The sequence below is a fragment of the Mesorhizobium sp. NZP2077 genome, from assembly GCF_013170805.1.
GTDB lineage: Bacteria > Pseudomonadota > Alphaproteobacteria > Rhizobiales > Rhizobiaceae > Mesorhizobium.
Window position 1 is genome coordinate 5,180,899 of the sequence record NZ_CP051293.1, and the last position, 16,913, is coordinate 5,197,811.

At 62.7% G+C, this 16,913-nt stretch carries 19 protein-coding genes; 10 read left to right on the forward strand and 9 right to left on the reverse strand.

Going from position 1 to position 16,913, the window contains the following annotated elements; translation table 11 throughout:
• Positions 1-442: 442 nt before the first annotated feature.
• Positions 443-1,441 carry a transporter gene (locus HGP13_RS26000; protein ID WP_172230593.1) on the forward strand — a complete coding sequence of 333 codons (999 nt, stop codon included), beginning with the start codon at positions 443-445 and terminating at the stop codon, positions 1,439-1,441.
• Here HGP13_RS26000 and rarD read toward each other — a convergent pair.
• From rarD to cysS, 7 genes are all read right to left on the reverse strand, one after another.
• Positions 1,416-2,351: an EamA family transporter RarD gene (rarD, locus tag HGP13_RS26005; RefSeq protein WP_172230596.1), complete on the reverse strand. Its 936-nt coding sequence runs from the start codon at positions 2,349-2,351 to the stop codon at positions 1,416-1,418. The genes HGP13_RS26000 and rarD overlap by 26 nt on opposite strands.
• A gap of 83 nt (positions 2,352-2,434) precedes the next feature.
• On the reverse strand, positions 2,435-4,051 hold the full coding sequence (gene cimA / locus HGP13_RS26010; protein ID WP_246707126.1) for a citramalate synthase: 1,617 nt from the start codon (positions 4,049-4,051) through the stop codon (positions 2,435-2,437).
• Positions 4,052-4,053: 2 nt separating this feature from the next.
• Complete coding sequence (gene pip, locus HGP13_RS26015) at positions 4,054-5,010, reverse strand: prolyl aminopeptidase (RefSeq protein ID WP_172230602.1); 957 nt, start codon at positions 5,008-5,010, stop codon at positions 4,054-4,056.
• On the reverse strand, positions 5,007-5,483 hold the full coding sequence (locus HGP13_RS26020) for a GFA family protein (RefSeq protein ID WP_172230605.1): 477 nt from the start codon (positions 5,481-5,483) through the stop codon (positions 5,007-5,009). Before HGP13_RS26020 ends, pip begins: the two co-directional genes overlap by 4 nt.
• Positions 5,480-5,971 carry a GFA family protein gene (locus tag HGP13_RS26025; protein ID WP_172230608.1) on the reverse strand — a complete coding sequence of 164 codons (492 nt, stop codon included), beginning with the start codon at positions 5,969-5,971 and terminating at the stop codon, positions 5,480-5,482. The genes HGP13_RS26020 and HGP13_RS26025 overlap by 4 nt, the downstream gene beginning before the upstream one ends.
• 6 nt (positions 5,972-5,977) lie before the next feature.
• Entirely contained in the window at positions 5,978-6,364 is a 387-nt protein-coding gene (locus tag HGP13_RS26030) for a VOC family protein (RefSeq protein WP_172230611.1), read from the reverse strand.
• Positions 6,361-7,794 carry a cysteine--tRNA ligase gene (cysS, locus tag HGP13_RS26035; RefSeq protein WP_172230614.1) on the reverse strand — a complete coding sequence of 478 codons (1,434 nt, stop codon included), beginning with the start codon at positions 7,792-7,794 and terminating at the stop codon, positions 6,361-6,363. The genes HGP13_RS26030 and cysS overlap by 4 nt, the downstream gene beginning before the upstream one ends.
• A gap of 166 nt (positions 7,795-7,960) precedes the next feature.
• On the opposite strand from cysS, the gene HGP13_RS26040 reads away from it, so the two are divergent.
• Positions 7,961-8,101 carry a hypothetical protein gene (locus HGP13_RS26040; protein WP_172219746.1) on the forward strand — a complete coding sequence of 47 codons (141 nt, stop codon included), beginning with the start codon at positions 7,961-7,963 and terminating at the stop codon, positions 8,099-8,101.
• Between the two features lie 110 nt (positions 8,102-8,211).
• Positions 8,212-8,367, forward strand: coding sequence for a hypothetical protein (locus HGP13_RS26045; RefSeq protein ID WP_081294303.1), 156 nt, complete (start codon positions 8,212-8,214; stop codon positions 8,365-8,367).
• A 128-nt stretch (positions 8,368-8,495) separates the two neighbouring features.
• Here the strand turns inward: HGP13_RS26045 and HGP13_RS26050 are convergent, their stop codons facing one another.
• Positions 8,496-9,257 (reverse strand): SOS response-associated peptidase, encoded by a 762-nt coding sequence (locus tag HGP13_RS26050; RefSeq protein ID WP_172230617.1) that lies wholly within the window; start codon positions 9,255-9,257, stop codon positions 8,496-8,498.
• Positions 9,258-9,383: 126 nt separating this feature from the next.
• On the opposite strand from HGP13_RS26050, the gene HGP13_RS26055 reads away from it, so the two are divergent.
• The 4 genes from HGP13_RS26055 (at position 9,384) to HGP13_RS26070 (ending at position 11,761) form a co-directional block, all read left to right on the forward strand.
• Positions 9,384-9,818 (forward strand): NUDIX hydrolase, encoded by a 435-nt coding sequence (locus HGP13_RS26055; protein ID WP_172234852.1) that lies wholly within the window; start codon positions 9,384-9,386, stop codon positions 9,816-9,818.
• A 117-nt stretch (positions 9,819-9,935) separates the two neighbouring features.
• On the forward strand, positions 9,936-10,313 hold the full coding sequence (locus HGP13_RS26060) for a TIGR02301 family protein (RefSeq protein WP_172230620.1): 378 nt from the start codon (positions 9,936-9,938) through the stop codon (positions 10,311-10,313).
• Between the two features lie 352 nt (positions 10,314-10,665).
• Positions 10,666-10,923 carry a hypothetical protein gene (locus HGP13_RS26065; protein WP_015318556.1) on the forward strand — a complete coding sequence of 86 codons (258 nt, stop codon included), beginning with the start codon at positions 10,666-10,668 and terminating at the stop codon, positions 10,921-10,923.
• A 55-nt stretch (positions 10,924-10,978) separates the two neighbouring features.
• Entirely contained in the window at positions 10,979-11,761 is a 783-nt protein-coding gene (locus HGP13_RS26070) for a hypothetical protein (RefSeq protein WP_172230622.1), read from the forward strand.
• A 26-nt stretch (positions 11,762-11,787) separates the two neighbouring features.
• Here the strand turns inward: HGP13_RS26070 and HGP13_RS26075 are convergent, their stop codons facing one another.
• A complete protein-coding gene (locus HGP13_RS26075) occupies positions 11,788-13,119 on the reverse strand; it encodes a dihydroorotase (protein WP_172230625.1) in 1,332 nt (443 codons plus the stop codon).
• Between the two features lie 75 nt (positions 13,120-13,194).
• On the opposite strand from HGP13_RS26075, the gene HGP13_RS26080 reads away from it, so the two are divergent.
• From HGP13_RS26080 to HGP13_RS26090, 3 genes are all read left to right on the forward strand, one after another.
• Positions 13,195-14,055: a folate-binding protein YgfZ gene (locus tag HGP13_RS26080; protein ID WP_172230628.1), complete on the forward strand. Its 861-nt coding sequence runs from the start codon at positions 13,195-13,197 to the stop codon at positions 14,053-14,055.
• The gene (locus tag HGP13_RS26085) at positions 14,055-14,690 is read left to right on the forward strand and encodes an HD family hydrolase (protein WP_172230631.1); all 636 of its coding nucleotides are present in this window, start codon (positions 14,055-14,057) and stop codon (positions 14,688-14,690) included. The genes HGP13_RS26080 and HGP13_RS26085 overlap by 1 nt, the downstream gene beginning before the upstream one ends.
• A 65-nt stretch (positions 14,691-14,755) precedes the next feature.
• On the forward strand, positions 14,756-16,897 hold the full coding sequence (locus HGP13_RS26090; RefSeq protein WP_172230634.1) for an EAL domain-containing protein: 2,142 nt from the start codon (positions 14,756-14,758) through the stop codon (positions 16,895-16,897).
• The last annotated feature ends 16 nt before the right edge of the window (positions 16,898-16,913 follow it).

Below are 16,913 nucleotides of genomic sequence, written 5' to 3' on the forward strand. Positions count from 1 at the left end.
GCTCCGGCGCTTTCCATTTGCTGCGAATCTCCTGGTTGGCTATCGGGGGAGATGGTCAAGGGAGGATTGAATGGTGGTGGACAGGACAGACGGCGATGCGGATCGCGTTCCACGCGCCTCCGTCGCCATGACCGTCTATACGGACCAGCGCCTTCTCGATGCCGCGGTCAACAGAATAGTATCGTCGCGCGTATCCTCGCCGGCCCGCCACCGGGTCTCACCGAGATGCTGTGCGTCTACTATCTGTACTGGCCCGCTGGATGCGAAGTTCATCCAAGCGTCGAAAATGACGGCTATTGGCGGGTCGAGGCCTTTCCCTGCTCGACACACTGTGATCGGCTGTCAAGAAACCGTCACACGAAATCGGGTTCGCGCGTGCTAGAAATTGCGGTCAGGCGGTCGTTAATGCGGGCGCCGCGTTTGAAACCTGCATCTGGCACCCATGGATACAGCCCTCGCCCCGGAAGGCACCGACCTCTCGCCTTACCTGCCCGATGAGCACGGGCTGTTCTTCATCTATCATTTCACCGCTCAGGGCGTGCGGACCAAGGACGCCAGCGCCGCGCATTGGACATGGCGCAGCTACCAGATCACCGATCTGCACGCCCGCCAGGAAATCGCCGCCGAGAAGGCTCTGCCGGCCCCTGCGCGCGATGCTTTCCTCGCGCCCAGCCATGGCTGCCACATCGACTACGAGGACGAGTGGCTGTTTGGCGACCTGCCGGACCTAAGGCACGATTTTTCAGAGGCGCGCGGGCTCGTCCATTTCCGCTTCGCCTTCAACGACACGATGCTGATCGGCGCCCGCAAGCAACCTCTGGAGTCGGTCGACGCGGTCCGCAAGGCGGTGGAAAACGGATCTCGGAAATTTCGCTCGCCAGCGGAACTGATCGAGGCGGTCATGGGTCAGTCGCTCGACGGCATGTCGGGCGAGCTCGGCAAACTCGGCGACACGCTCGACGGCATCGAGGACCGCGTCGTGCGCGATGCATGGCACAATGAACGCCAGTCGCTGGTCGAGGCGCGCCGACAACTGGTGGTGATCCATCGGCAGATGGCGACGCTCACCAACCTGTTTCGCCATCTCGACCATTCGCATCGCGACGAGCTGCCTGATCTGATCAACGACATGGCGGCCAGGCTCTCGCATCGGGCGCTCACCCTCTACAATGACGGCGAGCAGTTGCAGGCGCGCACGAGGTTGTTGCAGGACGAATTGATGGCCAAGCTGACCATGCAGTCGAACCAGCTCCTCTATGTTCTCTCCGTCATGACGGCAGTGCTGCTGCCGATGACCATCATCTCGGGCCTGTTCGGCATGAATGTCGGCGGGCTGCCGCTGGTCGATACGCCAGCGGGCTTCTGGGTGGTGACGGCTGTGTCGGTGGTTATCGCTTTGGCCACCTACCTGTTCGTCAGGCGGCTCGGCCGCGGGTTGTAGCGGCGGCCCGGCGGGCCGTGACCAGCATCGACCACGAATACATCGCCAACGCCGCCCAGATCAGGGCAAAGGCGATGGCCTGTGCCGTGCCGAACGGCTCGTCGAAGATCAGAACCGCGATCAGGAACACCATGGTCGGTGCGATATATTGCATGATGCCGATGGTGGAGAGGCGCAAAAGCTTGGCGCCGAAAGCGAACAGCAGCAATGGTATCGATGTGACCGGACCGCAGCCGATCAGCAACGCCGTGTCGGTGCTGTTGCTGGAGATGATGTGATCCTGTCCGGTCGCGATCAGGTAGACGATATAGCCGAGCGCCGGCATCGACAGCAAAAGCACTTCGAGCAGAAAGCCCTGGCTTGGCCCGATCGGCAGCGTCTTGCGGAAAAAGCCGTAGGCGGCGAAGGAAAACGCCAGGGCCAGCGACACCCAGGGCAGCTTGCCGCCCTCGATTGTCAGCACCGTGACGGCAACCGTTGCCAGCACCACCGCCGCGATCTGCAAACGGTCGAGCCGCTCGCCAAGCAGCAGCGCGCCGACCACAACGCTGACCAGCGGGTTGATATAGTAGCCGAGCGCGGTCTCGACGGTGCGGTCGACGGCGATCGCCCAGACATAAATGCCCCAGTTGACCGAGATCAGCGCTGCCGTCAGCGCCGCCATGGCAATGGTGCGGGGTGAGCGAATCGCCGCCTTGAAATCCGCCGTGCGGCCGGCCCAGACCAGAACCGCGGCGGCGATCGGCACCGACCAGACGATGCGGTGGGCGATCACCTCGGCAAGCGGCAGATGCGCCACCGCCTTCATGTAGAAAGGCAGCAATCCCCACAAGAGATAGGCACCCAGCGCCAGCAGGAAGCCGCGACGGGCTTTTGAATCTGCATCCAGGGCAGTTGCTTCAGCGACCATGGGCCAACGCTATGGCCCAGTAATCTTGGCAAGACCATCGCAAAGTTGTGATGGCTCAATGGACTTTCGCTGATGGGTCAACCTTATTCGGCGGCAACCAGCCCCGCCATCTCGCGGTTCTTCATCAGCTTGTAGATGATCGAATCCATCAGCGCCTGGAACGAAGCGTCGATGATGTTTTCGGAAACGCCGACAGTCCACCAGCGCGCGCCGGTGCCGTCATGCGATTCGATCAGCACGCGGGTGATGGCCTCGGTGCCGCCATTGAGGATACGCACTTTGAAGTCGGCGAGTTCGAGATCGGCGATCTCGCTCTGGTACTTGCCGAGATCCTTGCGCAACGCGATGTCGAGCGCGTTGACCGGGCCATGCCCTTCCGCCACCGACATCTTCTCCTCGCCCTCGACCAGCACTTTGACCACCGCTTCCGACACCGTCTTCAGCTGGCCATTGGCATCGAAGCGGCGTTCGATCATGCAGCGAAACGAGGTGACGTGGAAAAACTCCGGCAGGCCGTGCAGCATCTTGCGCGCCAAGAGCTCGAAGGAGGCGTCGGCGCCCTCATAGGCATAACCCTCGGCCTCGCGCTCCTTGACGACGGCGATCAGCGCGTCCAGCCGGTGATCGTCCCTGGGCACCTCGATACCGCGCCGCTTCAGCTCGGCGAGGAAATTGGCCTTGCCGCCCTGGTCGGAGACCATGACGCGGCGGCGGTTGCCGACCGTTTCCGGCGGTACGTGCTCATAGGTCGCCGGCTCCTTGGCCAGCGCGGAGGCATGGATGCCGGCCTTGGTGGCGAAAGCCGAGGCGCCGACATAGGGCGCCTGCGATTCCGGGGCACGGTTCAAGAGTTCGTCGAAAGCACGCGACAAACGTGAAATGCCGGTCAGCGCCTCGGCCGAAATGCCGGTCTCGAAGCGATCGGCGAATGCCGGCTTTAGCGCCAGCGTCGGCACGATCGAGATCAGATTGGCGTTGCCGCAGCGCTCGCCGATGCCGTTCAGCGTGCCCTGGATCTGGCGCACCCCGGCCTCGACAGCGGCCAGCGAATTGGCAACCGCCTGGCCGGTGTCGTCATGGGCGTGGATGCCGAGATGATCGCCGGGAATGCCTGAGGCGATGACCTTGTCGATGATGGCGCGCACTTCCGACGGCTGCGTGCCGCCATTGGTGTCGCACAACACCACCCAGCGCGCGCCGGCGTCATAGGCGGTCCTGGCGCAGGCCAACGCATAGTCGGGATTGGCTTTGAAGCCGTCGAAGAAATGCTCGCAGTCGACCATCGCTGCCTTGTCCGATGCGATTGATGCCTCGACCGAGGACTTGATGGCGTCGAGGTTCTCCTCGTTGGTGCAGCCGAGCGCGACGCGAACGTGGTAGTCCCAGCTCTTGGCGACGAAGCAGATGGCGTCCGACTTCGACTGCACAAGTGCTGCAAGGCCAGGATCGTTGGACGCCGACACCCCGGCCCGTTTGGTCATGCCGAAGGCGACGAATTTGGCACGTGCCGTGCGCTTCTTCTGAAAGAAGGCGGTGTCGGTCGGATTGGCGCCGGGATAGCCGCCCTCGACATAATCCATGCCGAATTCGTCGAGCAGTTTTGCAATCGCGATCTTGTCCTCGACGGAAAAGTCGATGCCCGGCGTCTGCTGGCCATCGCGCAATGTGGTGTCGAAGAGATAGAGGCGCTCGCGGGTCATGATCATTTGCCTGCAAATTTGTCCGTCGCACGGATCAACCGGTCGAGGATGCCGGGCTCCGAATAGGCGTGGCCGGCGCCTTCGATCAGGTGGAAGTCCGCCTTCGGCCAGGCCTTGTGCAGCGCCCAGGCGTAGCGCGCCGGACACGGCATGTCGTAGCGGCCATGGACGATGGTGCCGGGGATATCGCCGAGCTTGTGCGCGTCGCGCAGAAGCTGCCCCTCCTCCAGCCAGCCGGCGTGGACGAAATAGTGGTTCTCGATACGGGCAAAGGCGATGGCATAGTCGTCCTCGCCAAACTTGCCGCTGGTTTCCGGCTCCGGCAGCAGCGTGATCGTCTCGCCTTCCCACAGGCTCCAGGCGCGCGCCGCTTCCAGCTGCGCCTTGCGGTCTGAGCCGACCAGCGGCTTGCGGTAGGCCGCCATCATATCGCCGCGCTCGGCCTGCGGGATCGGCGCCACGAAACGCTCCCACTTGTCGGGAAACATTTCGGAGACGCCGAACTGATAGTACCATTCGAGTTCGGCCCTGGTCAGCGTGTAGATGCCGCGCACCACCAGCTCGCTGACGCGATCGGGATGCGTCTCGGCATAGGCGAGTGCCAGCGTCGAGCCCCAGGAGCCGCCGAACACCAGCCATGTGTCGAAGCCGGCCATTTCGCGCAGGCGCTCGATGTCGGCGACGAGATGCCAGGTGGTGTTGGCATCGAGCGAGGCGTTCGGCGTCGATTTTCCGCAGCCGCGCTGGTCGAACAGGATGACGTCATAATGCTTTGGATCGAACAGCCGCCGGTGTTTTGGCGAAAAGCCGCCACCCGGCCCGCCATGCAGGAACACGGCCGGCTTGGCTCCCTTGGTGCCGGAACGCTCCCAATAGACCATGTGGCCATCGCCGACATCGAGCATGCCGCTGTCGAACGGCTCGAGCTCGGGATAGAGGGCACGCAATTGATTGCTCATAGCTGCAAACCTTTGGTCGGCCAGTCCGCCGTTTCGTGGTCGGGATGCTGGAAGGAGACGACCTGCTCCTGCCTTGTGTAGAAGTCCGGATCCTGATGGACGGGCTGGTCGAAGATCGTCTCCACCCAGGGTAGCCGGGACGCGTAGTTGACCTGGATCTGCGGCGCCAGATCGGAGCGGTCGTCAAAGGCACCGATGGCGATCTCGAGCCCGCCAGGCTGGCGGTAGGTCAGCGGCGTACCGCAACGGGCGCAAAAGCCGCGATCGATGTTGACCGACGACTGGAAATAGCTCGGTTCCTCATGGGTCCATTCGACACCATCCTCGGGCACGGTCACCAGCGCGCCGAAGAACGAGCCGAACTGCTTCTGGCACATGCGGCAATGGCAGATGGACGGGCGCCCGAGCGCCCCCTTGATGCGGAAGCGCACCGCGCCGCACTGGCAGCCGCCGGTTCGGACAGTTTCGGTCATGGTCTTTCCTCCGGCGGCCATTGGTCGGTGTCGTGGTCGGGGTGCTGGTAGGAGACAAGCTCGGCGAGATAGGGAGCCGACCCCATATCCGCCATCGTATCCTCGCCCGGCAAATGCGGAATGGTGTCGACGTAAGGCAGTTTTGCTTCGGTGCCCCATTGGATGGTCGGTGCGATATCGGCCGGATCGTCGAAGGCGCCTATCGCCAGCGCCATGCCGTCGGGTGCCTCGAAGGTCAACGGCGTGCCGCATTCGGCGCAGAAGCTGCGCCAGGCGGCATTGGAGGAACGGAAACGCTTCGGTTCGCCGCGTGTCCAGTCGACCTTGGCGCCGCGCACCGAGACTAGTGGCAGGTAGAAATTGCCGCTCGCCTTCTGGCACATGCGGCAATGGCAGACCGACGCGTCGCCAAGCGTGCCCTCGACGCGGAAGCGCACCGCGCCGCATTGGCAGCCGCCTGAGTAGACCGGCCGGTTGTCGAGGCTCATCGCGTCTCACTCCGGATCATGGCAGACAGCCTCGACATTGTTGCCGTCGGGATCAAAGACGAAGGCGCCGTAGTAGTTCGGGTGATAGTGCGGGCGCAGGCCCGGCGCGCCATTGTCCTTGCCGCCGGCGGCAAGCGCCGCGGCATGGAAGGCCTCGACCTCGGCGCGGCTGCGCGCGGTGAAGGCGACGTGCTGATGAGCCTTCTGACCATCCTTGCCTTCCTGCAGCCAGAACACCGGCCGATCGCGGCCGTAGCCACCTACTTTTTCGCCGCCTGTGTATTCCAGCGGCACCATATACAGCAGCGAGGCACCAAGCGGCGCCATCGCCTTGTCGTAGAAAGCCTTCGAAGCGTCGAAATCGGCAACGTCGATGCCGAGATGGTCGATCATCTTTTTACCTCCCAGGTGGTGATGCGTTCGCCGGTGGCCGGATCCTTGCCGTCCTTCAATTGTACACCTTGCGCCAAAAGGTCGTCGCGGATGCGGTCGGCTTCGGCCCAGTTCTTGGAGGCGATGAGAGCGAGGCGCTCGGCGATGGCCTTGGCGACCTTGTCCTCATCCACCTCTGCCGAGGCGACATCGAAACCAAGGAACAGCAGCGACGCTTTCAACGAAGCTGCGGCCTCGTTGCGGTCCGCGGCCTCGCTGGCCAACTGCGTCAGCACCTGGAAGGCGGAATAGGTGGCGAGATCGTCCGACAAGGCATCGATGACCTCCACCGGCAGTCGCCCTGCCGCCGGCGCCAAGTCCGCCGCGCGTTTCCATTTGCGCAGTGTGTTCTCCGCCTCCTCCAGCTTGCGCACGGAAAAGTCAATCGGCTCGCGGTAGTGCGTCATCAGCATCGCCAGCCGCAGAACCTCGCCCGGCCAGTTGCGACCGCCGAAGGTCTCGGTCTCCAGCAATTCGTGGATCGAGTAGAAATTGCCGAGGCTCTTCGACATCTTCTGGCCTTCGACCTGCAGGAAGCCGTTGTGCATCCAGACATTGGCCATGACATCAGTGCCGTGGGCGCAACGCGACTGGGCAATCTCGTTCTCGTGGTGCGGGAAGATCAGGTCGAGGCCGCCGCCATGGATGTCGAACACTTCGCCGAGATAGGCCGCCGACATCGCCGAGCATTCGATGTGCCAGCCCGGCCGGCCCCTGCCCCATGGGCTCTGCCAGCCCGGCTCTTCCGGTGACGACAGCTTCCACAGCACGAAATCGCCGGGGTTCTTCTTGTGAGCGTCAACGGCGATGCGGGCACCGGCCTGCTGCTCGTCGAGATTGCGCTTCGACAATTGCCCGTAGTCCGGCATCGACGCGGTGTCGAACAGCACTTCACCTGCCGCGACATAGGCATGGCCGCGTTGGATCAGGCTTTGAATCAAGGTGATCATGTCGGCCTTACCGTCGGCGCGAGGCTCGACGAATTCGGTGGCGCGCGGTTCGACCGTCGGCTCCAGGCTGCCGAGCGTAGCCACATCCCTATGAAACTGGTCGGCGGTCTTTTCGGTCACCCGCCGGATCGCTTCATTGAGCGACAGTTTTCCGGCTGAGATCTCGCCACCGAAATCGCGCAGCGCACGCGCGTTGATCTTGTCGTCGACGTCGGTGATGTTGCGCACATAGGTGACATGCGTCTCGCCGTAGAGATGACGCAGCAGGCGGAACAGCACGTCAAAGACGATGACCGGCCTGGCATTGCCGATATGGGCGAAGTCATAGACGGTCGGGCCGCAGACATACATGCGCACGTTCAGCGCATCGATCGGAACGAAATCCTGCTTCGTGCGCGTCAGTGTGTTGTAGAGGCGCAGGCCCTGCGATGCGTCTGACATTCCATGCCTTCCCGGTTCAGAACTTCTTATCTGGATGGAGCCAGCCGCGCGCCGAGGCGCAAATCAGACTCCAGCCTGCTGGCCGGGGCGTTTGTCCAATCTGGGGAAAGATGAGGCGAAAACGTCCGGACCAGCGCGAGGCTAGCCAATAATGCAAATGCCACAAATGGCGAAAGACGTTTTCATGGGCGGCTTTATCGCCTTGGCCAGTGTTGCCGTCAAGCCGCTGATCCCAGGAAAAACGTCGCCAAGACTGGCAAACCCGTCGCCCGATCACGCGGAATCAGCCAGTGAAACATTTTATTAAACATGTCGGCACAGTCATGAAACATTCGCCGGCTAGATCACCAAGCGTCACGATTTGGTCGGAATCAACGGTCAAACGCGAACACGAAAACGTTACCTGGGAAGAGAAATATGTCTCGAAGCAAGCAAGACGCCACCCGCGCCAAGCAACCGGCGCTGGCCAGCCACTATCGCGCGATCGGCCCGGCCGCGATCGTCGCCGCCCTTCTTCACACCGCGAAGAAGAAGAAGCCGGCACCGAAGATCGTATCGCCCCGCGCTGCCTGAGGCAGCGTGCGGCCGGCGCCAAAGGCGCCGGGCATGAGGCGCTGATCTACGCCTCCAGATAACAGCTTAATCCTTTTGTCTGAGCATGATCTTTCCCGAAAACCGGGGCCACTTTTCAGGATCATGCTCTAAAACAGCGTCATCTGACTGTCGTCCGCGCCAAGCTTCTGGCGCTTTGCCTTCTCCGGCTCCGGCCCGATCTCGCCCCTCGCCTGAATCTCCGGACCGGTGTTGGCGACCTTGTTGACGAGGTCGGAGACGGGGATAGCCTCGAAGAAATCGCGTTGCGCCGGCCGCAACAGGTCGGCGACATCGCGTGGCTCGAGCATGCGGCAATCCAGCCAGCGCGCGAAATCCCTGGGATCGATCACCACCGGCATACGGTCGTGGATATGGGCGATGTCGGCATTGGCGTTGACCGTCAGGATGGCGCCGGTGTCCATTTCCGAGCCGCCCGGTTCCGCATAGGTCTCGATCAGGCCGGCAAAGGCGACCAGCCCGCCGTGCCTAGGGCGGATCCAATAGGGTTGCCCCTTCTTGCCCCCGGTCTGCCGCCATTCATAGAAGCCCGACGCCGGCACCAGCGCGCGGCGATGGCGCATGGCGACCTTGAACGAAGCCTTTTCGATTGCGCCTTCCGAGCGCGCATTGAACAGCAGTGGAAATTCCCTGGTGTCCTTGACCCAGGTAGGAATGAGCCCCCAGCGCACCAGCATCGGCTGCCGGTCGGGCAAGTTGGAGCCCGGTGCGCGCGGCGCGCCGGCGGTCGCCACAAGGATCGGCTGCGTCGGCGCGATGTTGTAGCGAGGCGGGAACCCCCCAAGTCCCGCCAACCCCAGAAAGGCAGCGGTCTCATCCGGCGTCGCGGTCAAGGCGAAACGTCCGCACATGGTCGATTGGTGCCCTTCGAATGGTTCGGGTTGAAGGTGGCGATGGAAGCGGCGTTGCGCAACAGCTTAAGCTTCCTCATGCTGGGCGGTCCACAACAGACCCGCCATCGGGCCCGATCGGAAACCATGAACGAACAGCGCAAGACACTTCCGGCCGTCTCGGTGGCCGTCGTGCGTGGTGACACCGTGTTGCTGGTCAAGCGAGCGCGGCAGCCATCACAGGGGCTGTATGCCTTCCCAGGCGGCAAGGTCGAAGCCGGCGAGACGCTGGAGGATGCGGTGCGGCGCGAGTTGCTGGAAGAGACCGGCTTGCATGCCACAGGTTTCCGCCCGCTTCGGGAGATCCATATCGATGGCAGGGACGACTCCCATCCGGTCGATTACCGCCTGACGGTCTTCGGCGCCGTCTATGCCGGCGGCGAGGCCGTGGCCAGCGACGATGCCGAGACAGCGGCCTTCTACACGCTCGACGAGATGGCGGCGCTGCCGCTTGCCGGTTCGGTATTCGCGGTAGCCGAGGGGCTTCTCGTTCCGTATCCAAACATCCCGACGAAGCCTTGAAAATCGCCTTGCAGGCGACAAATTGTTTCGCCACAAAGGCTTACATTGTCTGGCCAGCCATAACGGCCTAGCGTTAGGCAGACCATAACGGCTTACCCCGTTAGGCAGAGAAGCCTTATGAACCGTCCGTCAATACTCCTCACTATTTGCCTTGCCGTTAGCACGGCTATCTCGGTTCAGCCGGCGTTCAGTGCCGAGTCGCCATTCGAGCCGGGGCTGATGCGGCTGGCGGAGGTTCTGGGATCGCTGCATTTCCTGCGCAATCTGTGCGGCGAGAAGGGCGACCAGTGGCGTGGCGAGATGGAAAAACTGCTCGATTCTGAAAATCCGGACCCGGAGCGCCGCGCCCGCTTCATCGCCAGCTTCAACCGCGGCTATCGCTCCTTCGGCGGCACCTACACCCAGTGCACCGCTTCGGCCACCGAAGCCATCAGCCGTTACATGAAGGAAGGCGAAACGCTGTCGCGTGATATTGCCTCGCGCTACGGCAACTAATCTCCGTCAACAGATATTCGAGCTGGCGCCGGCGAGAACGGGCATATCGAGCTTGTACCAGTCGATGTCTTGGTGCAATCCTGATGTTGCACTTCTGCAACAGCGTTAATGAAACGTTAGCGCACGAATGCGGAATTAACTCAAACTGAAGGTTTTCGCCCCGCAGGCCGGCCTAATCGGCTAAGTTTGATCCGGGTTGAAACGCAGCTTCACCAAACACAGCCGCATGCTGTAAAAGACGATCAAAAAAATGTCGTATTTACAGATACTTACTTCGAGGCCGCGCGCAAACGGAACAGATCAAGCCTGATCCGCACTGGCGGATCGCCGCTTGAAAGGGTGGACATCGCTTATGGAACATGCTGCCAACGACATCGACGCCCTGGTCAGGGAAGAAAAGCGCCTGACCGCGGTTGAGAGCCACAGCGAGGCCTGGGCGGAGGGTCTGTCGGCCGGCATCGAGCCCGAAATCATCGCCGAAGCAGCGCTTGAAACCGCATTTGGTGAGATGCTGCGCGCCAACGGCGAGACCTCGGCCCTTGCCCTGCTCGACCGCATGCGCGAGAAGGTGATTGCTGGCGCCTTCGAACCCGAGCGGCTGCGCCACTGAACCGACATCCGGTTCCTTGACGATCGATTGCCCGGGGGCCAAGGAGATACGGGCAGTGAATTTTCCGATGTCAGGCGGGCCGAAGGGCCTGGTCCTCCACATCCGCCTCGCTGCTTGCTGTGCCGCGATTGCCCTGCTGGCGTGCATCGCCAGCAGCCCGGCCTATGCGCTGAGTGAGATCAAGCGCGAAGAGCTTCCCGCCCCAGTCACACCATCCACGGACGAGGAATCGCCCGGAACCTCGATTCCCATGCCTGACCCGGTGGGAACGCCGCCTTCGACCAGCCAGCCGGTCGCTCCGGACGCGGCGGAGCCCGACAGTCCATCCGATGGCGGCAGCAACAGGCCGCATGTCGATCCCGAGGCGCCATTGCCCGAGGTCGTCTACGATCTCGGCAAGCTGCCTGAGCCCGTGCGGCGCATGCATGACCTGATCATCGAAGCCTGCAAGAGCGGCGATATCGAAAAGCTCCGACCCTTGATCGGCAAGGGCGACAGCATGACCCAGCTGTCGCTGGCCGATATCGATGGCGATGCCATCGCCTTCCTCAAGGGCCTATCCGGCGACCCAGACGGCCAGGAGATTCTGGCCATACTGGAAGAGGTGCTCAGCGCCGGCTATGTGCATGTCGACGTCGGAACGCCGCAAGAACTCTATGTCTGGCCGTATTTCTTCGCCCTGCCGCTGGACAAGCTCGACGCCAAGCAGCGGGTCGAGCTGTTCAAGATCGTTACCGCCGGCGATTTCGACGACATGAAGCAGTTCGGCGCCTACATCTTCTACCGCGTCGGCATCACGCCCGCCGGGCAGTGGACGTTTTTCGTGGCGGGGGATTAAGCCTTCGGCCTTCTCCCTGCAGGGGCCTAGACGACAAGCGCCTCGGAAAACTCCACCGCCCTGCCCTGGCCTGGCATGACGATTTCGCCTTCCCACATGATTCGGCGGCCGCGAATGACGGTGCCGATCGGCCAGCCGGTCACTTCCTTGCCATCGTAAGGCGTCCAGCCTGCCTTCGAGCCGGCCTGCGCATTGGTGATGGTCTCGCGCCGTTTCATGTCGACGATGGTGAAGTCGGCATCGTAGCCGACGGCGATGCGGCCTTTTCTGGCCATGCCGAAGATGCGTTGTGGGCCGTGGCTGGAGAGGTCGACGAAGCGCGGCAGGGTCAGCCGGCCAGCGTTGACGTGGTCGAGCATGATCGGCACCAGCGTCTGCACGCCGGTCATTCCCGAGGGCGAAGCCGGGTAGGGTTTTGCCTTTTCGGCCAGCGTATGCGGCGCGTGATCGGAACCGAGCACGTCGACAATGCCTTGTGCAATGCCATGCCAGACGCCGTCGCGATGACGCTTGTCCCGCACCGGCGGGTTCATCTGGATCAGCGTGCCGAGCCTGAGATAGTCTTCGGCACTCAGCGTCAGATGGTGCGGCGTCGCCTCGCAGGTCGCGACGTCCTTGTGCTGTTCGAGGAAGAGGATTTCCTCGGCGGTAGAAATGTGCAGGACGTGGATGCGGGCGCGGGTCTGCCTAGCGATGCGCACAAGCCGCTCGGTGCAGCGCAAGGCGGCGATCTCGTCGCGCCAGACCGGATGCGATGACGGGTCGCCCTCTATGCGCTCGCCGAGGCGTTCGCGCAACCGGAACTCGTCCTCCGAATGGAACGCGGCACGGCGGCGGGTATTTCGCAGGATCGAGGCGACTCCTTCATCGTCCTCGACCAGCAGGTCGCCGGTGGAAGATCCCATGAAGACCTTTATTCCCGCCGCACCCGGCAAACGCTCAAGCTCGCCGACATCTTTCGCGTTGTCACGAGTGCCGCCGACCCAGAACGCGAAATCGCAATGCATGCGGCCGCTGCCGCGCCGGACCTTGTCGGCGAGCGTTGCCTCGCTGGTGGTCAACGGGTTGGTGTTGGGCATCTCGAACACCGCGGTGACACCGCCAAGCACCGCAGCCCGCGAGCCCGTTTCGAGATCTTCCTTGTGCTCCAGCCCCGGCTCGCGAAAATGCACCTGGCTGTCGACAACACCAGGCAGGATATGCAGGCTGCGGCAGTCGATCGTCTCGCCGGCCGAGGCCTGGCGCAGATCGCCGATTGCCGCGATGCGCCCATTCTTCACGCCGATGTCACGCGCCCCCTCGCCGTCATGGTTGACCACTGTGCCGCCTGTCAGGATGAGGTCGTAGGTCATGGCCATGCTCTCTTGCGGGGGGAGTGTCAGCGGCTTACGTAATGGCCAACCGTTTTGCAAGATCAGGCTTTTATCCGCCCCATGCCCTTTGCCCTGCTGAAAGACCGCGCGCTCATCTCCGTCTCCGGCCCGGATGCCGAGCACTTTCTGCAAAACATCCTGACCACCGATCTCGACACGCTTGGTGCCGGCGAAGCAAAGCCCGGCGCACTGTTGACGCCGCAAGGCAAGATCCTGTTCGACTTCCTGATCTGGCGTGCCGGAGAAAACGCCTTCCGGCTCGAATGCCGTGCCGACATTTCAGACGATTTCGTTCGCCGGCTGATGCTCTACAAGCTTCGCGCCAAGGTCGAGATTGCCAAGTCGGAACAAGCGCTTGTCACTGTTGCGTGGGGAACGGAGTCAATCGCCTCAGAAAATGATTCAACCGTGGTTGCCGACAGGCGCTTTCGCGATGAAAACGTCACGCGCTCCTATGCCGGCACTGCAGATGCCGGCGACATCGCCGCATGGCAGGCCTTCCGCATTGCCCACGGCATTGCCGAAAGCGGTGCCGATTACGCGCTGGGCGACGCCTTCCCGCATGACGTGCTGCTCGACGAGACGGGTGGCGTAGGCTTCAGGAAGGGCTGCTATGTCGGCCAGGAAGTCGTGTCGCGCATGCAGCATCGCGGCACGGCCAGGCGGCGCGTGCTGATTGTCCTGGCCGGGCTTCCCCTGCCCGCCGCGGGTACCGAACTCACCGTCGATGGACGGCCGGTCGGCACGCTCGGCTCGAACGCCGGCACATCAGGGCTTGCCATTGCCCGCATCGACAGGGTCAAGGCGGCGCTGGACGCCGGCCAGCCGATCCTGGCGGACGATGTGCCAGTGACGGTGGCCATTCCCGCCTGGGCCAAATTCAGTTTTCCTCAGGAAGCCGTCAGCGCGGAGGAAGCCTGATGGCGGCGGACCGCACCGGCGCGCCGCCACGCGCCTGGCAGCGCATGCTGTCCGGCCGCCGGCTCGACTTGCTCGACCCCTCGCCGCTCGACATCGAGATTTCGGACATTGCGCATGGGCTCGCCCGCGTCGCCCGCTGGAACGGCCAGACCCGCGGCGAGCATGCATTTTCGGTCGCCCAGCATTCGCTGCTGGTCGAGGCCCTGTTCAACGATCTGGTGCCGCAGGCTTCGGCCACCGACCGGCTCGTGGCACTGCTGCACGATGCGCCTGAATATGTCATCGGCGACATGATCTCGCCGTTCAAGTCGGTGATGGGCGGCAGTTACAAGGATTGTGAATTGCGCCTGCAGCGCGCCATCCATCTGCGCTTCTCGCTGCCCCCCGAACCGGCTGCGGCGCTGCGCAGGGACATCAAGCGCGCCGACCAGATCGCCGCCTATTTCGAGGCAACGCTGCTTGCCGGCTTTTCAACCGCCGAGGCGACCGAATTCTTCGGCCGCCCGCGCGGTTTTTCCGCCGAGCGCTTCGACTTCACACCGCGCTCGGTGACCTGGGCGCAGAATGCGTTCCTGAAGCGGTTTTCGGCGATCGAGACGTCGCGAAACCCAGTTCCGACGTCGGCGATAGGGTAGAAAACGCTAAATTAACCGGAAACGTCAACAGTGCGGTGTTGGATCAAACACCGCAGGCGCGCCTCATGCCCGTCGTGGATGTCAAGGTTGGTTCGGTCATCCCGGAGCGGGTGGCCGAAGGCGTGGAGCGCTCTCGCCACATGGAAGACGAGCTGCGCGAACAGAATGAGCGCTTTTCAGCCGCCGTCGAGAACATGTCGCATGGCCTGTGCATGTTCGATGCCGACGAGCGCATGATCATCTGCAACGGCAACTACCTCAACATCTTCTGCCTCGACGCCAAGCTGATACGACCGGGCATCCATTTCATCGACATCCTGCGGCACAGCGTCGACATCGGCATCGCCTCACAAAGCGCCGACGAACTCTATGCCATCCGCAAACCCTATATCGACCAGGCGAAACCCTCGACCTACGAAGAGACGCTGTCGGATGGTCGCATCATCAATATCTCGCACCGCCCGCTGGCTCTGGGCGGCTGGGTCTCGATCTATGAGGACATTACCGAACAAAGGCGCGCCGAGCAGGATCTCAAGGAGCAGCATCGCCGTTTCGACGCCGCACTCGCCAACATGTCGCAAGGCTTGCTGATGTACGACGCCGACGGCAAGATGATCGTGCGTAACCGGCGTTTTCTTGAACTCTACGACGTCACCGCGACCGACTTTCCGCTCGGAACGACGCACCGCGACGCGCTCGAACGATTGCTGGAACTGGGCATCTATACGAAGATCGACGTCAACAGCGAAGTCGCCAAGACCGAAGCCTGCCTGGTGGCGGCAAAACCGCATTCGGCCTATCGCTATCTTACCGACGGCAGGACGGTTCTGGTCACACGCCGGCCAATGAGCGGCGGTGGCTGGGTAGTGACCTTCGACGACGTCACCGAACGTCGCCGCACCGAAGAGCGCATGACCCATCTTGCGCATCACGACACGCTGACCGGCCTGGCCAACCGTTCGATGTTTCGCGAACGGCTCGACCTAGCCCTGGAGGATGCGGCTGCACCGCCACTGGCGATCTTCTCGCTCGATCTCGATCGCTTCAAGGCGATCAACGACACCTGGGGACATCCTGCCGGCGACTGGCTGTTGAAAAGCGTGGCCGAGAGGCTGCAGCGTTGCCTACACGATGAAACAGACCTCGTCGCCCGCTTCGGCGGCGACGAGTTTGTTATCATGCAGTTCAATTCCAGGGGCGTCGCCGATGCTGAAAAACTGGCCAAGCGCATCGTCGAGGCAATCGCAAAACCGTTTCGCGACAAGAGCCGGGACATGCATGTCGGCATCAGCATGGGCATCGCTGTCTTCCCTAGCGATGGCAGGGACGCCGATACGCTGCTGAAAAATGCCGATACGGCGCTCTATCGGGCGAAGAGCGAAGGGCGAAACCTCTATCGCTTCTTCGAGCCCGCAATGGACGCGATCGTGCAGGCCCGCCGGGCGCTCGAGGTCGACCTCGGGGCCGCGCTGTCGCGGCAGGAATTGGACCTCGATTACCAGCCCATCATGCACATCGCCTCCGGTGAGATCATCGGCGCGGAGGCCTTGATGCGCTGGCATTCGCCAGCACGGGGCACTGTCGCGCCGGACGCATTCATTCCGGTCGCCGAAGAAACCGGACTGATCGTGCCGTTTGGCGAATGGGCGCTGAGGACGGCCTGCACGGCAGCGGCAAGCTGGCCCCCCGGCTTGCGCATCGCGGTCAATGTCTCGGCCGTCCAGCTCAAAAGCGGCGGGTTTGCCCGTGACGTCATCTCGGCTCTAGCCTTTTCCGGCGTGCCGGCCCGACAGCTGGAGCTGGAAATCACCGAAACCGTGCTGATGGACGAGAGCAAAGCCGTGCTGAAGACGCTGCGACAGCTACGCGATCTCGGCATCCGCATCGCGCTGGATGATTTCGGCACTGGCTATTCCTCGCTCGGTTACCTCAGGCGTTTCCCGGTCGATAAGATCAAGATCGATCGCTCCTTCATTCGCGACATGGGCAATCGCGACACGGCGGCGATCGTCCGCACCATCATCGGGCTCGGCACTGAGCTTGGCATTGTCGTCACCGCCGAGGGCGTCGAGACCGAGGTGCAACTCGACATGCTGCGCGACAATGGCTGTGTCGAGGCACAGGGTTATCTGATCGGCTTGCCGTCAAAGGCGGCGGACATCCAGCGTCTGTTGAAGTCGCGTGCGCTACACAGCCACGCCGGCTGATCAGATCGACGCAAGG